The 16,058-nt window shown below is 67.1% G+C and carries 17 protein-coding genes; 8 read left to right on the top strand and 9 right to left on the bottom strand.

Annotated elements, in window-relative coordinates; genetic code table 11:
• The first annotated feature begins 188 nt into the window (after positions 1 to 188).
• The 3 genes from ON38_RS25000 (at position 189) to ON38_RS24990 (ending at position 2,955) form a co-directional block, all read left to right on the top strand.
• Positions 189 to 2,324, top strand: coding sequence for an MMPL family transporter (locus ON38_RS25000; protein WP_039827438.1), 2,136 nt, complete (start codon positions 189 to 191; stop codon positions 2,322 to 2,324).
• Between the two features lie 65 nt (positions 2,325 to 2,389).
• Positions 2,390 to 2,659 (top strand): metal-sensitive transcriptional regulator, encoded by a 270-nt coding sequence (locus ON38_RS24995; protein WP_039827454.1) that lies wholly within the window; start codon positions 2,390 to 2,392, stop codon positions 2,657 to 2,659.
• A gap of 50 nt (positions 2,660 to 2,709) precedes the next feature.
• Positions 2,710 to 2,955 carry a YgaP family membrane protein gene (locus ON38_RS24990; protein WP_039827437.1) on the top strand — a complete coding sequence of 82 codons (246 nt, stop codon included), beginning with the start codon at positions 2,710 to 2,712 and terminating at the stop codon, positions 2,953 to 2,955.
• Positions 2,956 to 3,259: 304 nt separating this feature from the next.
• On the opposite strand, the gene ON38_RS24985 is transcribed toward ON38_RS24990, so the two are convergent.
• On the bottom strand, positions 3,260 to 4,417 hold the full coding sequence (locus ON38_RS24985) for a sensor histidine kinase (protein WP_039827436.1): 1,158 nt from the start codon (positions 4,415 to 4,417) through the stop codon (positions 3,260 to 3,262).
• Positions 4,414 to 5,103: a response regulator gene (locus ON38_RS24980; RefSeq protein ID WP_039827435.1), complete on the bottom strand. Its 690-nt coding sequence runs from the start codon at positions 5,101 to 5,103 to the stop codon at positions 4,414 to 4,416. The genes ON38_RS24985 and ON38_RS24980 overlap by 4 nt, the downstream gene beginning before the upstream one ends.
• Positions 5,104 to 5,318: 215 nt before the next feature.
• Between ON38_RS24980 and ON38_RS24975 the strand changes: the two genes are divergently transcribed.
• Entirely contained in the window at positions 5,319 to 5,591 is a 273-nt protein-coding gene (locus ON38_RS24975; protein ID WP_039827434.1) for an SHOCT domain-containing protein, read from the top strand.
• Positions 5,592 to 5,877: 286 nt separating this feature from the next.
• On the top strand, positions 5,878 to 6,495 hold the full coding sequence (locus ON38_RS24970) for a DUF305 domain-containing protein (RefSeq protein WP_039827433.1): 618 nt from the start codon (positions 5,878 to 5,880) through the stop codon (positions 6,493 to 6,495).
• A gap of 197 nt (positions 6,496 to 6,692) precedes the next feature.
• Here the strand turns inward: ON38_RS24970 and ON38_RS24965 are convergent, their stop codons facing one another.
• Positions 6,693 to 7,511: an SDR family oxidoreductase gene (locus tag ON38_RS24965; protein WP_039827432.1), complete on the bottom strand. Its 819-nt coding sequence runs from the start codon at positions 7,509 to 7,511 to the stop codon at positions 6,693 to 6,695.
• On the bottom strand, positions 7,508 to 8,167 hold the full coding sequence (locus ON38_RS24960; protein ID WP_039827431.1) for a hypothetical protein: 660 nt from the start codon (positions 8,165 to 8,167) through the stop codon (positions 7,508 to 7,510). Before ON38_RS24960 ends, ON38_RS24965 begins: the two co-directional genes overlap by 4 nt.
• 107 nt (positions 8,168 to 8,274) lie before the next feature.
• Between ON38_RS24960 and ON38_RS24955 the strand changes: the two genes are divergently transcribed.
• Positions 8,275 to 8,940, top strand: coding sequence for a TetR/AcrR family transcriptional regulator (locus ON38_RS24955; RefSeq protein WP_039827430.1), 666 nt, complete (start codon positions 8,275 to 8,277; stop codon positions 8,938 to 8,940).
• Positions 8,941 to 9,257: 317 nt separating this feature from the next.
• Here the strand turns inward: ON38_RS24955 and dnaB are convergent, their stop codons facing one another.
• From dnaB to rpsF, 5 genes are all read right to left on the bottom strand, one after another.
• Complete coding sequence (dnaB, locus tag ON38_RS24950; protein WP_039827429.1) at positions 9,258 to 10,640, bottom strand: replicative DNA helicase; 1,383 nt, start codon at positions 10,638 to 10,640, stop codon at positions 9,258 to 9,260.
• A 657-nt stretch (positions 10,641 to 11,297) separates the two neighbouring features.
• Entirely contained in the window at positions 11,298 to 11,753 is a 456-nt protein-coding gene (rplI, locus tag ON38_RS24945) for a 50S ribosomal protein L9 (protein ID WP_039827428.1), read from the bottom strand.
• 18 nt (positions 11,754 to 11,771) lie between these two features.
• Entirely contained in the window at positions 11,772 to 12,023 is a 252-nt protein-coding gene (gene rpsR, locus ON38_RS24940; RefSeq protein WP_039827427.1) for a 30S ribosomal protein S18, read from the bottom strand.
• 55 nt (positions 12,024 to 12,078) lie between these two features.
• Positions 12,079 to 12,618, bottom strand: a complete 540-nt coding sequence (locus ON38_RS24935) for a single-stranded DNA-binding protein (RefSeq protein ID WP_039827426.1) — start codon at positions 12,616 to 12,618, stop codon at positions 12,079 to 12,081.
• Between the two features lie 96 nt (positions 12,619 to 12,714).
• Positions 12,715 to 13,002 (bottom strand): 30S ribosomal protein S6, encoded by a 288-nt coding sequence (rpsF, locus tag ON38_RS24930; RefSeq protein ID WP_039827425.1) that lies wholly within the window; start codon positions 13,000 to 13,002, stop codon positions 12,715 to 12,717.
• A gap of 293 nt (positions 13,003 to 13,295) precedes the next feature.
• On the opposite strand from rpsF, the gene ON38_RS24925 reads away from it, so the two are divergent.
• Positions 13,296 to 14,696 carry a glycosyltransferase family protein gene (locus tag ON38_RS24925; protein WP_157181880.1) on the top strand — a complete coding sequence of 467 codons (1,401 nt, stop codon included), beginning with the start codon at positions 13,296 to 13,298 and terminating at the stop codon, positions 14,694 to 14,696.
• A gap of 181 nt (positions 14,697 to 14,877) precedes the next feature.
• On the top strand, positions 14,878 to 16,005 hold the full coding sequence (locus ON38_RS24920) for an NAD(P)H-dependent flavin oxidoreductase (protein WP_039827424.1): 1,128 nt from the start codon (positions 14,878 to 14,880) through the stop codon (positions 16,003 to 16,005).
• The last annotated feature ends 53 nt before the right edge of the window (positions 16,006 to 16,058 follow it).

Below are 16,058 nucleotides of genomic sequence, written 5' to 3'. Positions count from 1 at the left end.
TATCGACTCGATCTCCAACCCCGGCACGGGCCCACCCGGCACTTTCGTCCGCGGCGACGAGTCCGCCACCCACACTTGACGGATATACCCCCTGGGGTATTGTCGACTCGGACAGATACCCCCGGGGGTATAGCCCGTGCCGATCCGGCGAACGACCCGTGAAGGCGGAGTGAGCAGTGGCAGAGACGATGACCGATCGGAAAGAGGCCGGCCGGACCGCGAGCGGGACGCTCTCGCGCCTGGGTGCGACCATGGCCGGGCACACGCGCTGGGTGTTCGGCGTCTGGTTGATCGTGCTGGTCGCACTGGGCTCGGCGGCGCCGAGTGTGTTCACCTCCCTGGCCGGCGCCGGATGGCAGGCCAACGGGTCGGAGTCGGTGCAGGTACGGGAGTTGGCCCAGCAGCACTTCGGCGGAAACTCCTCGGCGGCCGTGCAGGTCGTGGTGCATTCCGACACCGAGACCGTCGACAGTCCGGCGGTGCAGGGCGTGCTGGCCGGGATCACCGCCGAATTCGCCGGTGACAGCCGCTTCGGCAATGTGGTGCCCCCGCAGCCCGGGATGACGATCAGCCCGGACGGGCATACGGGCATCCTCGTCGCGGGCGCGAACGCCTCCACCGACGACATGGTCCGCGCGGTGGACGAACACAAGCAGGCACTGACGGCACTGTCGGGCGACGGAATCGAGGTCTATCCGACCGGAGCGTCCGCGCTGTGGAGTGATTTCAACAAGGCCAACCACGACGCGATGATCAAGGCCGAATTGTTCTCCTGGCCGGTGACTCTGGGAATCATGGTGCTGGCGTTCGGCTCCCTGGTGGCCGCGGGATTGCCACTGCTGCTGACCGTCGCCGGCCTGGTGGCATCGGCGGGCGGGCTGGTGCTGCTGAACCAGATCACACCCATCTCGGTGTGGGCCATGAATTTCGCGATGATGTTCGCCCTCGCCCTGGGTATCGACTACGCCCTGTTCATCGTCGCCCGTTTCCGCGACGCACTGACCAGAGCCGGCAGTACTCGTGCCGCCGTGGCCGAGACCATGGACACCGCCGGCAAAGCTGTCCTGCTGTCCGCACTCACCGTGCTGGTCAGCCTGTCGGCTGTCCTGTTGGTTCCGGCACCCGCGGTGCGCACCATGGCGGTGGGGATCATGCTGGCGGTGGTCTTCGTCCTCGCGGCCACGCTCACCCTGCTGCCCGCGGCCCTCGGCGCGCTCGGGGGCAGGATCAACGCCGCCGCGCTGCCGTATGCCAAACGACAACAGCATCGCTCGCCGCGGTTCGCGCGATGGGGCGAACTACTGCACGCGCACCCGTGGCCATTCGCGATCGGCGCGCTCGCGGTTCTGGTCGGACTGGCGATCCCGGTACTGGGCCTGAAAGTCGCCATGCCCTCGATCCAGGTCGTGCCCGCCGACGCGCCCGTGCGACAGGGCTATGAACTCGTGCAGCAGCAGCTGGGCCCCGGCGCGCCGGGGGCGTTGCAGATCATCACTCCGGCCGGTGACGCTGCCGAGACCGCGCGTATCGCCGCCGCCGGCGACGGTATCGCGATCGTCACCCCCGCCCAGCCCGCCGGTGACGGCTCGGACCTGGTGATGATGCAGGCACTGCCCACGGTCGACCCCTCCGACGGGCAGATGGGCACGATCCTCGACGGGTTGCGCGATCGCCTTCCGGCGCAGGCGCTGATCGGTGGCGCGCCCGCGGAGAACCTCGATCTGCAGGCTGCCCTGAACCACTATCTGCCGATCATCGTCGGCGTCATCCTCGCGCTGGGCTTCGTGCTCCTGCTGGTCGCCTTGCGAGCCCCACTGATCGCCGCGCTGGGCACCCTGGTCAGCCTGCTCTCGACCGCGGCGGCCTTCGGTGTGGCGAAGCTGATCTTCCAGGACGGCCACGGTGCGAGCCTGCTCGGATTCACTCCGCAGGGGTTCCTCGACGGGTGGGGGCCGGTGTTCTTCTTCGCCATGATCTTCGCGATCGCCATGGACTACACCGTGTTCCTGCTGGCCACCGCGAAGGAGCACTACGAGCACTCGAACGATCCGAAAACCGCCCATGTCGACGGCCTGGCCCATTCCGGGCGAGTGATCTTCGCGGCGGCCGCCGTCATGGTCGCGGTCTTCTTCACCTTCGCCCTGGCGCAGCCCCTGCCACCGAAGGAGATGGGCATCATCCTCGGGGTCGCCGTCCTGCTCGACGCCATCGTGGTCCGGCTCGTCCTGCTTCCGGTGATGCTGCGGCTGACCGGCCACGCTGCCTGGTGGTCGCCGCGGTGGCTGCGCGCAGTGCTCCCGGCCATCAACTTCTCCCACCGATGAGAGCGGGCGAGGATCCTGATACCCCCAGGGGTATTATTGAAAAGGTGACCGAGAAGGAGAACACGATGATCGGCGACGAGAACAGCATCGCACCGGTACTGAACCGGTTGCGCCGCGCCCACGGCCAGCTCGCCGGCGTGATCGCGATGATCGAGGCGGGACGCGATTGCAAGGATGTCGTCACGCAGCTGGCGGCGGTGTCCCGCGCCCTGGACCGGGCCGGATTCAAGATCGTCGCCACCGGTCTGCGCGAATGCCTCGATCGCCGGGACGACGGCGACACCGATCCGATGACCGTCGACGAACTGGAAAAACCGTTCCTCACCCTGGCCTGACCCCGCGAGCAGCGCGGGACGGCCACCTCGAGACAAGGACGGCTCTACCTGTGCAGCACTCCCCGCGGTCCCGCGGCTGGACCATCGACCGTATCGTCCCGCTACTGGCGGGAATCCTGACCCTGACCGGAACGGCTCTGGCAGTGGGGGTTTCGCCCTGGTGGCTACTGCTGACCACCCTGGTGGGCGCCAACCTGCTGCTCTACAGCGCGGTCGGCTGGTGCCCGGCCACCCTGCTCATGGCCCGCCTCGGGATCCCGTCTCGCCCCACCGCGTGTACGCACCCGCGTATATGACGACCCGCTCACCGAACTCCTCGACCGGCATGTTCGTTCGGTCATGGAGCAACACCACCGGCTTCGACTGTTCACCGGCCACTACCGGTGGCGCCGTCGAGCGGACTCGTCAGGAGTCGGCCATGTGACTCGGCGAGATCGGCGCAACCCCCACCATGATGGTGACAACGGTGGCCGATCGGGGAGGCCGGGCATGGCAGGTCTGGCGGCCGATAACGCCACCGTACTTCTGCTCGGCTCTCCCGAGTCGCAGCGGTGGTCGCTTCCGGTCGCTGCGCTTGCCGCAACCGACTCGACAGTGTGGTCAGTGTCCGGTGGTGGGGAGTTCGACGGTGAAGCGTGCTCCGTGACCGAGTCCTCGGCTGTAGGCGCGGATGTGGCCGTCGTGGGCCTCGACGAGGGCGCGTGCGATGGTCAGGCCGATGCCGCTGCCGCCGTGGCGGCGGTCGCGGGCGGTATCGGCGCGGTAGAAGCGGTCGAAGAGGTGGTCGAGGTGGTCGGGGGCGATACCGTCTCCGGTGTCGGTGACCGCGATCTCCACGCGCCCGGGTCCTATCGGCCGACTGCCGACGGTGACCTCGCCACCGGCGGGGGTGTGGCGCAGGGCGTTGTCGAGAAGGTTGCCCAGTACCTGTCCGAGCCGGTCGGGGTCTACGGATACGGCGGCGGAGTCCCGGATGTGGGTGTGTAGTGCGACGCCTTTGGTGTCGTAGCGCTCGCGTACGGCGTGGACGGCGTGAGTGATCAGTATCGCGGTGGTCGTGGGCACCGGCTGGATTCGGGTGAGGTGTTCCTCGGCGCGTGACACCGCGCTGATGTCCTGAACGAGACGTTCGAGACGCTGGGTCGCCGAGCGCAGAACTCGACGGGTGTCGTCGTCGAAGTCGCGGACGCCGTCGTCGAATGCTTCGAGGTAGGAATCGAGCGTGGCGATCGGTGTGCGCATTTCGTGGCCGAGATCGGCCAGCATTCTGCGCCGGGTGGTTTCGGTGGCGTCGAGCCGGCGAGCGAGTTCGTTGACGGTGACGGCGAGTTGGTCGAATTCGCGGCCCAGCCCGGGGCTGGGGACGCGGGAGTCGTAGCGTCCACCCGCGATCTGGGCGGCCGAGGTGGTCACGGCGGTGAGCGAGCGTTGGACACGGTGGGTGATGTACCAGCTCACCGCCAGTGCCAGGAGCACCGCGATCGCCACGGCCAATCCCCAGGCGAGCACGATGGCCTGACCGAAGGCTTGCTCGACGTGAGTCGCCTGATCGGAGTTGTGGTCGATGCCGGCTTGGCCGAGATGGTCGTGGAAAATGCCGGGGGCCATCGCGGAGGCGACCAGCCAGGCGCTGACGGCGCATCCGATCACCACCACGGTCAAGGCGCCGAACAGCCTGGTTCCGAAACTCGCACCCGCCGCGCGCCGCCGCGCCGGCCCTTCCGCTGCCGCATCGTGTTCGTGAAGACCGGAAGTCAAGTCCCGCTGCCCATCCGGTAGCCGACGCCGCGGACGGTGCGGACATATCGCCCCCGGGTGGCGTCGTCGCCGAGCTTGCGACGCAGGTGGCCGATGTGCACGTCGACCAGGTGCTCGTCACCGATCCAGCTGGGACCCCACACGGCGCCGATCAGCTGGGCCCGGGTGAATACCACCCCGGGATCACGGGCCAGGGCGGCCAGGACATCGAACTCGGTGCGGGTGAGCGCCACCGGTACCCCGTCGACGGTGACCTCGCGGCCGTCGACGTCGATGGCCAGGTCACCGAACACCCGGACCGGGGAGGCGGGGCCGGCGCCGGCCGGGGCGGTGCCGGTTCGTGGGCGGCGCAGCATGGCCTGGATCCGGGCCATCAGCTCACGGGGGCTGAACGGTTTGGTCATGTAGTCGTCGGCACCGACCGACAGGCCGATCAGCGTGTCGACTTCTTCGGCGCGTGCGGTGAGCATCACGACGTAGGCGTCGGAGAAGGTACGCAGCTGCCGGCACACCTCGACCCCGTCCAGACCCGGCAGGCCCAGATCGAGAACCACGACGTCGGGGTCGACCTGCCGGGCGAGCGCGACAGCGTCGCGTCCGTCACCGGCGAGGGTGGCTTCGAACCCGTCGCGTTCCAGATAGGCGCCGACCAGACTCGCCAGCGGCGCCTCGTCCTCGACGACCATCGCCCGCAACCCGGTGGGCGGGCGCTGCGCCGGCGCGGCATCGCGGGTTGTCGCGGATGTGCGAGCAGACGGGGCCATGGTGTTCATCTTCACCAGGCCACCGTGTCGCCGCGGCCGTGGCGGGACTTCTTGAGCAAATCTTCATACGACCTCCACCGAAGTACCGGGGCAGACCCACGAGGCTGGGTAACACGAACCGAGGAACGGAGGCGACCATGATGGGCTGGGCCGGCGATGTCGGCTGGGCGGGCTGGACCGGCATGGCCGTGGGCATGCTCGCATTCTGGACGGTGGTGATCTACCTGGTGGCCACGCTGCTGGGCCCGGACCGCGGGGCGGCGCGCCCCCACGACTCCGATCCACTGCGGCTGCTCGAATCGCGGTTCGCCCGCGGGGACATCGACGCCGACGAACTCGCGGCACGCCGACAGGTCCTGACGCAGCGGCCCGCCGGGAACCGCGGCCGGCGCGGACACATCCGTGGCTGAACCCGGCCACCGGCCCTTCCCGGCCGGATCATCTCGCCGGTCCCACGAAGCCAGGCCGGCACCTCGCCTCGCCGATGCCACTGGACGCGCACCGGACCAGCCGGGCCATTACGCGCCCTCGAAATCGGATCGATACCGCCGGCCTCGGCCAGGGGTCCTGCACTGCCACAACCCCGACTGCCGAGAGCCGGGAGACGACCACCGTCTCCTCCTCCCCCAAGCCCCAGGCCCCGCTGACCGGAAGCCGGCCCACTCGGTTCCGTAACCCCGAAAGAAAGGACCCTTTGTGAATACGAAGAAGACCCTCGCCCTCGGTGCCATCGCGCTCGCGGTGACGTTCGCGGCGGCCGCGTGCGGCGACTCGGATACCGGCACCACCACCGCGCCGTCGAGCGCGGTGACCTCGACCACCACCGCCGAGAACATCGCAGCCCACAACCAGGCCGATGTGATGTTCGCGCAGCTGATGATCCCGCACCACTCCCAGGCCATCGAGATGAGCGACACGCTGTCGGCCAAACAAGGCATTCCCGAACCGGTGACCGCCCTGGCCGACCAGATCAAGGCCGCCCAGGGCCCGGAAATCGACCAGCTCACCACCTGGCTCGGCCAATGGGGCGAACCCACCCGGATGCCGGGACACGACGTGCCGGGCATGAACGAACACCGCATGGAAGGGATGATGAGCAAGCAGGACATGCAAGCCCTGTCCGCCGCACAAGGCACCGAGGCCGCCAGGCTGTTTCTGACCCAGATGATCGCCCACCACGAAGGCGCGATCGCCATGGCGCAGACCGAGATCGAGGACGGACAGTTCCCCGATGCCGTGGCGATGGCCCGCACCATCGTCGACACCCAGCAGCAGGAGATCGGCACCATGCGCCAACTGCTGACCACCCTGTAGCGCCCCGCTCGATTCCTGCTCGCCGAGATCGGCACACCGGCCGATACAGCCTGAGCCGCGACCGCATAGACCCTCTACCCACCGCCACATCGCATGCGCAACACAGATACGAGACCAGTGCGCCACTCAGCGCCGTGGCAGCTACCGCAAGGTCTTCATCGGTCCGCGGTGCCATGGCGCCGGCCTCGGCATGCCGACTACGGGCAAGCGCCCTGTTGGATGCGGTCTAAATAGTCCCTTCGCAGTTCCGGGTCGTATCCGCCGTACTCGGCGCCGCCTACGAAGCGTTTCAGCCACCACAGGGCCGGAGTCGGGATCAGCTCTTCGACCAGGCCGATCGGTGCGAGCCAGCGGGGCACGGTCACTTCGCCGCGACCGTGGCGGGCACTGTCGGCGATGGCGCCGGCGACCTGATCCGGTGTGAGCGTGGGCTGGAGTCGCAGTCGCACCCCGGAGGTGAGGTCGGTGTGGGTTGCGGCGGGCAGCACCGTGGTGACGGTGACGCCCGAGCCTGCGAGTTCGGCCCGCAAGGCGCGCGAGAAGGCCACGACACCGAATTTGGAGGCGCAGTAGGTGGCGATCCCGGGAGTGGTGATCTTGCCCGCCATGGACGCGACGTTGACGATGTGCCCGCGCCGGCGCAGGCGCATCCCGGGGAGCACCAGGTGCACGCCGGTGAGCACGGCGCCGAGGTTGACCGCGAGTTCGCGTTGCATCGCGGCCAGGTCCTGGTCGGCGAAACCACCCATGAGTTGGATCCCGGCATTGTTGACCAGCATGTCGAGCGGGCCGTCTTCTTCCGCGGCGGCCAGGAAGGTACGGAAGCTGTTCTCGTCGGTGACGTCGAGGAGATGTGCGATGGCACCGATTTCGGCTGCGGTCTGTTCGGCAGCCGGTAGATCGCGGTCGCCGATCCATACCCGGGCGCCGCGGCCGATCAGCTCTTCGGCGGTGGCTCGCCCGATCCCGCGGGCGCCGCCGGTGATGCAGACCCGGGCACCGCGCATGTCGATCACAGCGGGCTGCCGATCGGTTCGCGTAGCGCGAAGTAGGCGATGGGCCTGATCGCACCGGTGTTGGTCCTCAGCAGCGCCCTGCCGAGGTAGACGCCGGGGATCACCTCGACTATCTCATCGCGGGTCCGCGCGATGAGGAAGGTCCGTAAGCTCGGGTTGCGGTATTCGGGTACCGCGTAATCCAGGGCGCGCACGGTCTTGTCCGGTTCGATCCAGCTCGGGGCGAGTGTGTGGGCGAAGTCGAAGCCCTCCATCTCCGTGTCGGCCCGGCGCAGGCCGAGGTAGCCGGCGGTGATGACCGGCATCACGAAACGGGCGATGGGTGAAAGTCTGTTCCAGCCGACACCGCCCGCGAGATCGAAGGTCTTGCCCCGCCAGGTCGGGTCGATACGCATCAGCGGATTCGCCAGTCGCGCTTCGGGGATCCCGAAGAGCTTCCCCACGATCAGGCCCTCCATCTTCCCGTCCGGGCCTTCGGGCGCGGCCCCCGCGGCGAAGACCTGGGCCAAGCCGGCGTGATCACCACGTGCACCGAGACCGGCGAGGTAATCCCACGCCTGGGCACGAGCCGAGATCGGATGGGTCACCGCCAGGTCCCGTAACTCCTCGCACATCGCACGCGGCACCGACGCGTGTTGTTCCAGAGGTGTCGTCATCTCTCTCCCATCTGGTACGTTTCCGTACCACTTTATCTGGTACGGAACTGTGCCAGACATGCTGACGCCCTGTCAACGGCTCGGCTCGGTAATGGGAGGATGACCGGGTGACGACCGCCGAACGCAAGTACGCAGGAGATTCCGCCCACACGCGGGCCCTGCGCCGGCGCACGGCCCTGATCGATGCCGCGCTCACCGAAATGGCCGAGAACCGCTGGCGCACGGCGACGGTGGAAGCGCTCTGCCGGGCGGCCAAACTCAACAAGCGATACTTCTACGAAAGCTTCGACGGTCTCGACGCACTCGCGGGCGCGGTCATCGAATCCATCGCCACCGAGGTCGCCGAAGCAGCCGTCGGCGGCTACATCCCACTGCTCGACCAGCCGGTAGAAGAGCAGGCCCGCGGCGCGATCACCGCCGTCGTCGATATCCTCGGCGACGATTCACGCAAAGCGCTCGTACTCCTCGGCGGCGTCCCCACCACCCCGGCGGCGCACGAGAACCGCACCGCGGTCATCGGCGGACTCACCGCCGCCCTGATCGCGCACGCCCGCACCACCCACGACGTATCACTCGAGCAGGACTCCCTGGCATCCACCGCCCCCGCCTTCGTCATCGGCGGCACCGCCCAGACAATCCTTTCCTGGGCCACTGGAGACCTGCCCGTGACCCGCGACCGCCTCATCGAGGACATCACCGCCCTGTGGATGACCCTGGAACGCAGCGCGACCGAAATGGCCCGTTCACGGCTCTCCGGGGGAGAACCCCACTAAGGGTGCTCCCGGCGATTTCTCCCAGTGGGTTCAGGGCGGTCCGACCATCCCGACGAGTCCGATGCCGATTTCGACTGCCACACCGGCCGCGCCGAGCCGGCGGGCGAGGATTTCCATGTCGACCCTGCCCCTCGGATTCCGGACCGATCGAGTTCCCCGGCTGTGCGCCGCGCCGCCGAGAGAGACAGCGGCCGTGTCGCACGTAGGACCCCTTCATCGTCACCGACGCCAGTGGACCCGAACCGAATTCGTCCGCTCGTACGACAACACAGCGACGATCGCTCTGAGGGATGTCGAGATCATGGGCTGGGCCCCGGTCAGCCGCGAGCCATATCGACGAAGCGCGACAGATGCAGCTGGTGGGCGACGGTGATGGTCGCCGTGGGCCCGTTACGGTGCTTGCCGACGATGAGATCGGCTTCGCCGCCGCGTGGATCGTCGCGCTCGAAGGCATCCGGCCGGTGCAACAGGATGACCATATCGGCGTCCTGTTCGAGCGAACCGGATTCACGCAGGTCGGAGACCTGTGGGCGTTTGTCGGTGCGCTGTTCCGGACCACGGTTCAGCTGACTGATGGCGACCACGGGGACTTCCAGTTCCTTGGCCAGCAGTTTCAGATTTCGCGAGAAATCCGAGACCTCCTGCTGTCGCGATTCGACCTTCTTACCGGAGGTCATCAGCTGGAGATAGTCCACCACGACCAATTTCAGATCGTGACGCTGCTTCAGCCGTCGCGCTTTGGCGCGGATCTCCATCATGGTGAGGTTCGGCGAGTCGTCCACGAACAACGGCGCCTCGCTGATCTCGCTCATCCGCCGCGCGAGTTTCGTCCAGTCGTCGTCGCTCATCCGCCCGGACCGCATATCCCCGAGCTTGATCTTCGCCTCGGCCGACAGCAGGCGCATGACGATCTCGGTCCGGCTCATCTCCAGCGAGAAGATAACGCTGGCGAGCCCGTGCCGAATCGAGGCACTGCGCATGAAATCCATTCCCAGAGTCGATTTGCCGACACCCGGCCGGGCGGCCACGATGATCATCTGACCGGGGTGCAGGCCGTTGGTGAGCTCGTCGAGCTCGGAGAATCCGGTCGGCACGCCGAGCGAGATGCCGCCGCGGGAGGCGATGGAGTCGATCTCGTCCATGGTGGGCTGGAGGAGTTCTTCCAGTGGAAGGAAGTCCTCGGAGGTCCGGCGTTCGGTGACCTCGTAGACCTCGGCCTGGGCGCGGTCCACCACCTCGGCGACGTCCTGACCGTCGGCGCCGGCGTAGCCGTACTGCACGATGCGGGTGCCGGCTTCCACCAGCCGGCGCAGGATGGCCTTCTCGGCGACGATCTCGGCGTAGAAACCGGCGTTCGCCGCGGTGGGGACGGTCTGGGTGAGAGTGACCAGGTACGGAGCGCCGCCGATTCGCTTCAGTTCACCGCTGCGGTCCAGACCGGCGGCGACGGTGACCGGATCGGCGGGTTCGCCGCGCCCGTAGAGATCGAGGATGGCGTCGTATACGGCCTGATGGGCGGGCCGGTAGAAATCACCGGATCGCAGTACTTCGACCACGTCGGCGATGGCGTCCTTGCTGAGCAGCATGCCGCCGAGTACCGACTGCTCGGCCGCCATATCGTGTGGCGGCTGGCGCCCGAAATCCTCGCCGGGGGGCTCCGGCGGGAAGTCCGTGTGCCCGCGGTCATCGACGACTGCCATCCGACTCGACCGTCCTCTCTTCTGACCGGTTCTACTCCACGGGTCCGACAAGTTCGCCGGGACGCCGAGACGCGGGGTGACCAGTGGTCAGACGTACCAGCTATCACCCAGATAGGTCCGAACCACCGCATCGTGGCGGGGGGTCGCGCGTGTTGCTGCGATGAACCTAAGCGAGGTTCTATCCACATGCCAACCACGCCTGTGCACAGACCTGTGGATAACCTGGGGATAGTTCACCTCAGGTTGTGCACAACTTGTGGAAAACTTGGGGAAATCGCAGGTCAGCCCAGGAAAATACCCAGCTAGATCGAGATTTTCCGCGCCCGCGCAGTGTGGATAAACAAAGCATCGGCGTGTCGGAGATGTTGAACATCCGGGCGTGTTGAGTTAACGGATAGGCGAACAGATATGAGCTGGGTCACATTACGTCCGGTTGGTTTTGTGATTGATCCACAGGACTCACATCTTGTGGATAGGACACTCCCAGCTCGAAGAGGCGCCGCCGACGAAAATGCAGGCAGCCGCCATCACAAGATTTTCAGCAACCAGCGGGTTAACCACGGGCTGCTGTGGAACGCACAACCGACCGGAGACCACGTCCGCCCCTGATCGAGCAGACGTGATCCCCGGTTTCGGGGTATGTACCGTGGACCCGGCTCAGCCGGCGGCCACGACCTCCAGCGCGAACTTCGCGGCGACGTCCGGGTGCAGATGGACGGTCACCTGGTGCTTGCCGGTGGCTTTGATATGCGACTTCGGCAGTTCGATGCTGCGCTTGTCCAGCACCGGGCCCCCGGCCGACTTGATGGCGGCGGCGACATCGGACTGAGTGACCGAACCGAAGAGTTTGCCGGTGCCGGCGGTCTTGACCGACAGCGAAACCCCTTCGAGGCCCTCGATGGCCTGCTTCAATTCGTTGGCGTGGCCGAGATCGCGCACCCGGCGGGCCTCCTGGGCCCGGCGAATTCCCTCGACCTGCTTCTGCGCACCACGGCTGGCGACAATGGCCAGCCCACGGGGCAGCAGGTAGTTACGGCCGTAGCCGTCCTTGACCTCGACGGTGTCGCCGGGAGCGCCGAGGTTGTCCACATCGGCAGTCAGAATGAGCTTCATGTGCTTGACCGACCTTTCTCAGCGAGCCGTCGAAACGTAGGGCAGCAGCGCCATCTCACGCGAGTTCTTCACCGCGATGGCGATATCGCGCTGGTGCTGTACGCAGTTGCCGGTGACCCGGCGAGCGCGGATCTTGCCACGCTCACTGACGTACTTGCGCAGCAGCGGCACATCTTTGTAGTCGATGTCGACGATTCCGGACTTGGCTTCCTTGCAGAAAGCGCAAGCCTTCTTCTTGAGCACCTTTTCGCGCGCCGGTGCCTTGGCCATTTTCGTTCACTCCGTATTCTTGGTGGCCCGCTTGCGCGGGCCGGTGCGGGCCGTCTCAGAACGGCGGTTCATCGTCCATCCGCCCGCCCCCGAAGGAGCCGGCCGCGGGCGCGCTACCCCACGGGTCGTCCGCAGCGCCCTGCTCGGACCGTCCACCGCCACCGTTTGCGGCGTTGTAGTTACCACCACCGCCGCTGTTGGAACCGAATCCACCGCCGCCGCCACCGCGGCTGGTCTTGTTGACCTTGGCCGTGGCGTACCGCAGCGACGGGCCGACCTCGTCGACCTCGAGCTCGACGACCGTGCGCTTCTCGCCCTCGCGGGTTTCGAAGGAGCGCTGCTTGAGCCGTCCGCTGACGATCACGCGGGATCCCCTGGTCAGACTCTCGGCGACATTCTCCGCGGCCTCGCGCCAGATATTGCAGCGCAGGAACAGCGCTTCGCCGTCTTTCCACTCGTTGGTATTACGGTCGAAAATGCGGGGCGTGGAGGCCACGGTGAAATTGGCCACCGCCGCGCCCGCGGGCGTGAATCGAAGCTCGGGATCGGCCGTCAGATTTCCGATGACCGTGATTACCGTGTCGCCAGCTGCCATGGGGGGTTCCTCCTGCTCGGTGTGCAGTCCGGGTGCACTCGCCTATTGCGCTAGAGCCTAGAGACAGACTCCGACGAAACGGCGACGGCGCCGGAACTACTTGTCGTTGCGCAGAACCTTGGTGCGCAGCACCTGCTCGTTGAGGCCCAGCTGGCGGTCGAGTTCGTTCACCGTGGCGGGCTCGGCGGTCAGATCGATCACCGCGTAGATGCCTTCGGCCTGTTTCCGGATCTCGTAGGCGAGGCGCTTACGGCCCCAGATATCGACCTTGTCGACTTTGCCGCCTTCGGTGCGGACAACGCCGAGCATATTTTCCAGGGACGGTCCGACGGTGCGCTCGTCCATGCTCGGATCGAGGATGACCATCACTTCGTAATGACGCACGAACCAATCACCTCCTGTGGTCTGGGGGTCGGCCACGGACGGTCCGTGGCAGGAGGGTCGTCGCGTCAGCAACCGGGCAAGAGTACCCGAGCGGTGCGCCGGAAACGAAATCGATCTTCGGGGCTGCGCCGGCGTCCTTATCGGCGGGCCGGAATGAAATTCCACGCTCGGCCCACGGTCGATTTCCACTATTTCTCTCACACCTTCCGACCTGGGGGAACATGGATGCAACCGGCGGCCGGTGGCGATTCGATCGCGCGGCGTCACGTGGCGGAGCCCACTAGGGTGTCGGTATGTCGATCGGACCGGCCGTGCGTGTGCCCGGGGCCGATCACGTCGGCCGCCGCACCACCGTTCTCATGGTGGTGCTGTTGTGCGCCGCGACCCTCCTGGTGGCATTCCTGAACAAGGCGCGCTGCGCCGGGGCTCCCTTCCGCGCCGACGGCCGCAGTGCCGCCTTCGATTACGTCAAGGACGCGCGGGTCTGTTATTCCGATATCCAGTTCCTCTGGCTGGGCCGCGATATCGATCAGCATATTTTTCCCTATGTGCACGGTGGGATCACCGCCGACGGCACCCTCACCGGCGGCGCGGTGGAATACCCGGTACTCAGCGGGCTACTGATGTGGCTCGGTGCGCTGGGAGCCCATAACGACGCGGCTTTTCTACTCCGGTCGGCACTGCTACTGGCACCGTTCGCCCTGGTCACCGCTTGGCTGCTGGCCCGGATGGCCGGCCGGGCCGCGCTGCTGTGGGCCGCCGGACCGCCGCTGGTTCTCTACGCGTTCCACAACTGGGAACTCCCGGTGGTGTGCACGACCGTGGCGGCGGCCGCGGTGATGGCGGCGACCCGCCCGTCGTTACGCGTACGTGGGGCGACCGCCGCGATGCTGCTGGGCCTGGGGTTCTGTTTCAAGATCTATCCGGCGATCTTCGTGATCCCGCTGCTGCTCTATGTACTGACCGGCGGGGAGCGTGGGCGTCCCGGCCCGGGAGAACGTCCTCGGCTGGACGTGGCCGGCGCACTGGGCACGGCGGCCGCCGCATGCGGCGCCGTGGTGGCGATCAATCTGCCGTTCGCGCTGGCCGGGTTCGACGGCTGGCGGGCCTCGATCGAGTTCCAGCAGCAGCGCGAGGCCGATATCACCACCAACTCGATCTGGTACTGGGGTCTGCGGCCGCTGTTCGGCTCCGACCCGCTGAGCAGCGCCGCGTTCGACGAGATCGTGTCGATCGCCTCGCCGGCACTGATCATCGCGTCGTTCGCCGTGGCCCTGGGGGCCGGATGGCTGCGGTACATCCACTCCGGCGTGTACCCCTGGCTCGGCGTCAGCGGGGCGATGCTGTGCGGGTTCCTGCTGTTCCACAAGGTGCATTCGCCGCAGTACACCCTCTGGCTGATCCCGTTCCTGGTGCTGCTGGCGGTCCCGTGGCCGGTGGTGTGGAGCTATCTGGTCGCCGATATAGCGATCGGGGTGGGCGTCTTCCGCTACTTCTACACGATGGGGGCCGGGCATTCGGTCGAGTTGATGGAGGCGGTGGTGCGGTTCGGAGTCTGGGGCCGGGCCACGCTGCTGGTGCTGCTGTTCTGGGTGTTCTTGAAGGTCCCGCCACGGACAGCGCGGGTATTCGCACCGGCGGATCCGGGAGCGGCGACACCGGTGCCGGAGGCCGCACGGCGTGCGCGCGGTTGACCCGGTTCCAATAAAACTAGAACGTGTTACATTCAAGGTATGACACCCGTCGCGTTCCACTGCGCCGACCACCGTTATCGGAGGTGTTCGCCGTATTCGGGCCGCCCGGGTGGCAGCGGCCGGATCAGCCGCCGCGCGGCAATTATGTAACTTGTTCCAGGCATAGGGAGACAGCACCGCGATGCGTACCGATATCTGCGACCGGCTGGGGATCGAATTCCCCATCTTCGCCTTCACCCACTGCCGCGATGTGGCGGCCGCGGTCAGCAACGCCGGCGGTCTCGGCGTACTCGGCGCGGTCGGGTTCACCGCCGAACAGCTCGAGGTCGAACTGGCCTGGCTGGACGAACACGTCGGCGACAACCCCTACGGCGTCGACCTCGTCATCCCCTCCAAATACGAGGGCAAGGGCATCGACGGCCTGTCCCCCGAAGAGCTCGAGGCCGAACTCGCCAAACACGTCCCCCAGGGACATCGCGACTTCGCCGAGAAGATCCTCGCCGACCACGGCGTGCCCAAGCTCCCCGAAGAAGAGGTCCACCCTCAGCTCCTCGGCTGGACCGCCACCACCGCCGCACCGCAGGTCGAGGTGATCCTGCGGCATCCGAAAGCGAAGCTGGTCGCCAATGCGCTCGGCACCCCGCCGCCGGAATTCGTCTCCCAGATCCAGGAATCGGGCCGGCTGATCGGCGCGCTGTGCGGTTCGGTGAAACACGCGCTGAACCACAAGGATGCCGGCCTGGACTTCGTGGTCTGCCAGGGCACCGAGGGCGGCGGCCACTGCGGCGAGGTCTCCTCGCTGGTGCTGTGGCCGCAGGTCATCGACGCCGTGGGCGATCTGCCGGTACTCGCGGCCGGCGGTATCGGCGACGGCCGCCAGGTCGCCGCCGCGATGGCGATGGGCGCCGCGGGCGCCTGGACGGGTTCCATCTGGCTGACCGTGGAAGAGGCCAATGTGCCCCCCGCCCAGATGAAGACCTACATCGACGCCACCAGCCACGACACCATCCGCTCCCGCGCCTGGACCGGCAAACCGGCCCGGATGCTGCGTAACGACTGGACCGACGCCTGGGAGTCCGCCGACACCCCCGACCCGCTGCCCATGCCGCTGCAGATGATGGTGGCGCTGGACGGCGTGAAGCGCGGCCACCGCTACCCGGAAGCCGCCAAGGACGTGAACTTCAACCCGGTCGGCCAGGTGGTCGGCATGATGAACAAGACGGAACGCTCGGCCGACGTCATGAACCGGCTGGTCGAGGAGTACGTCACCGCGTGCGAGCGGCTGAACAAGCTCAACGGCGACATCTGAGCTGTGTTTATTGGCGGCGCCTTCGGCGCCGCGGGGTTGAGGCCCCCTTGTGT

Source organism: Nocardia testacea NBRC 100365 (assembly GCF_000308775.1).
Lineage (GTDB): Bacteria > Actinomycetota > Actinomycetes > Mycobacteriales > Mycobacteriaceae > Nocardia > Nocardia testacea.
The sequence above is the reverse complement of the archived record's forward strand: the minus strand, read 5'-3'. Positions and strand labels throughout refer to the sequence as shown.

Bases quoted from the DNA above. Each gene is read 5' to 3' on its own strand.
- ON38_RS25000 (WP_039827438.1), top strand. From the start codon at position 189: ATGACCGATCGGAAAGAGGCCGGCCGGACCGCGAGCGGGACGCTCTCG.
- ON38_RS24995 (WP_039827454.1), top strand. From the start codon at position 2,390: ATGATCGGCGACGAGAACAGCATCGCACCGGTACTGAACCGGTTGCGC.
- ON38_RS24980 (WP_039827435.1), bottom strand. From the start codon at position 5,103: ATGGTCGTCGAGGACGAGGCGCCGCTGGCGAGTCTGGTCGGCGCCTAT.
- ON38_RS24975 (WP_039827434.1), top strand. From the start codon at position 5,319: ATGATGGGCTGGGCCGGCGATGTCGGCTGGGCGGGCTGGACCGGCATG.
- ON38_RS24960 (WP_039827431.1), bottom strand. From the start codon at position 8,167: ATGACGACACCTCTGGAACAACACGCGTCGGTGCCGCGTGCGATGTGC.
- dnaB (WP_039827429.1), bottom strand. From the start codon at position 10,640: ATGGCAGTCGTCGATGACCGCGGGCACACGGACTTCCCGCCGGAGCCC.
- rplI (WP_039827428.1), bottom strand. From the start codon at position 11,753: ATGAAGCTCATTCTGACTGCCGATGTGGACAACCTCGGCGCTCCCGGC.
- rpsR (WP_039827427.1), bottom strand. From the start codon at position 12,023: ATGGCCAAGGCACCGGCGCGCGAAAAGGTGCTCAAGAAGAAGGCTTGC.
- ON38_RS24935 (WP_039827426.1), bottom strand. From the start codon at position 12,618: ATGGCAGCTGGCGACACGGTAATCACGGTCATCGGAAATCTGACGGCC.
- ON38_RS24925 (WP_157181880.1), top strand. From the start codon at position 13,296: ATGTCGATCGGACCGGCCGTGCGTGTGCCCGGGGCCGATCACGTCGGC.
- ON38_RS24920 (WP_039827424.1), top strand. From the start codon at position 14,878: ATGCGTACCGATATCTGCGACCGGCTGGGGATCGAATTCCCCATCTTC.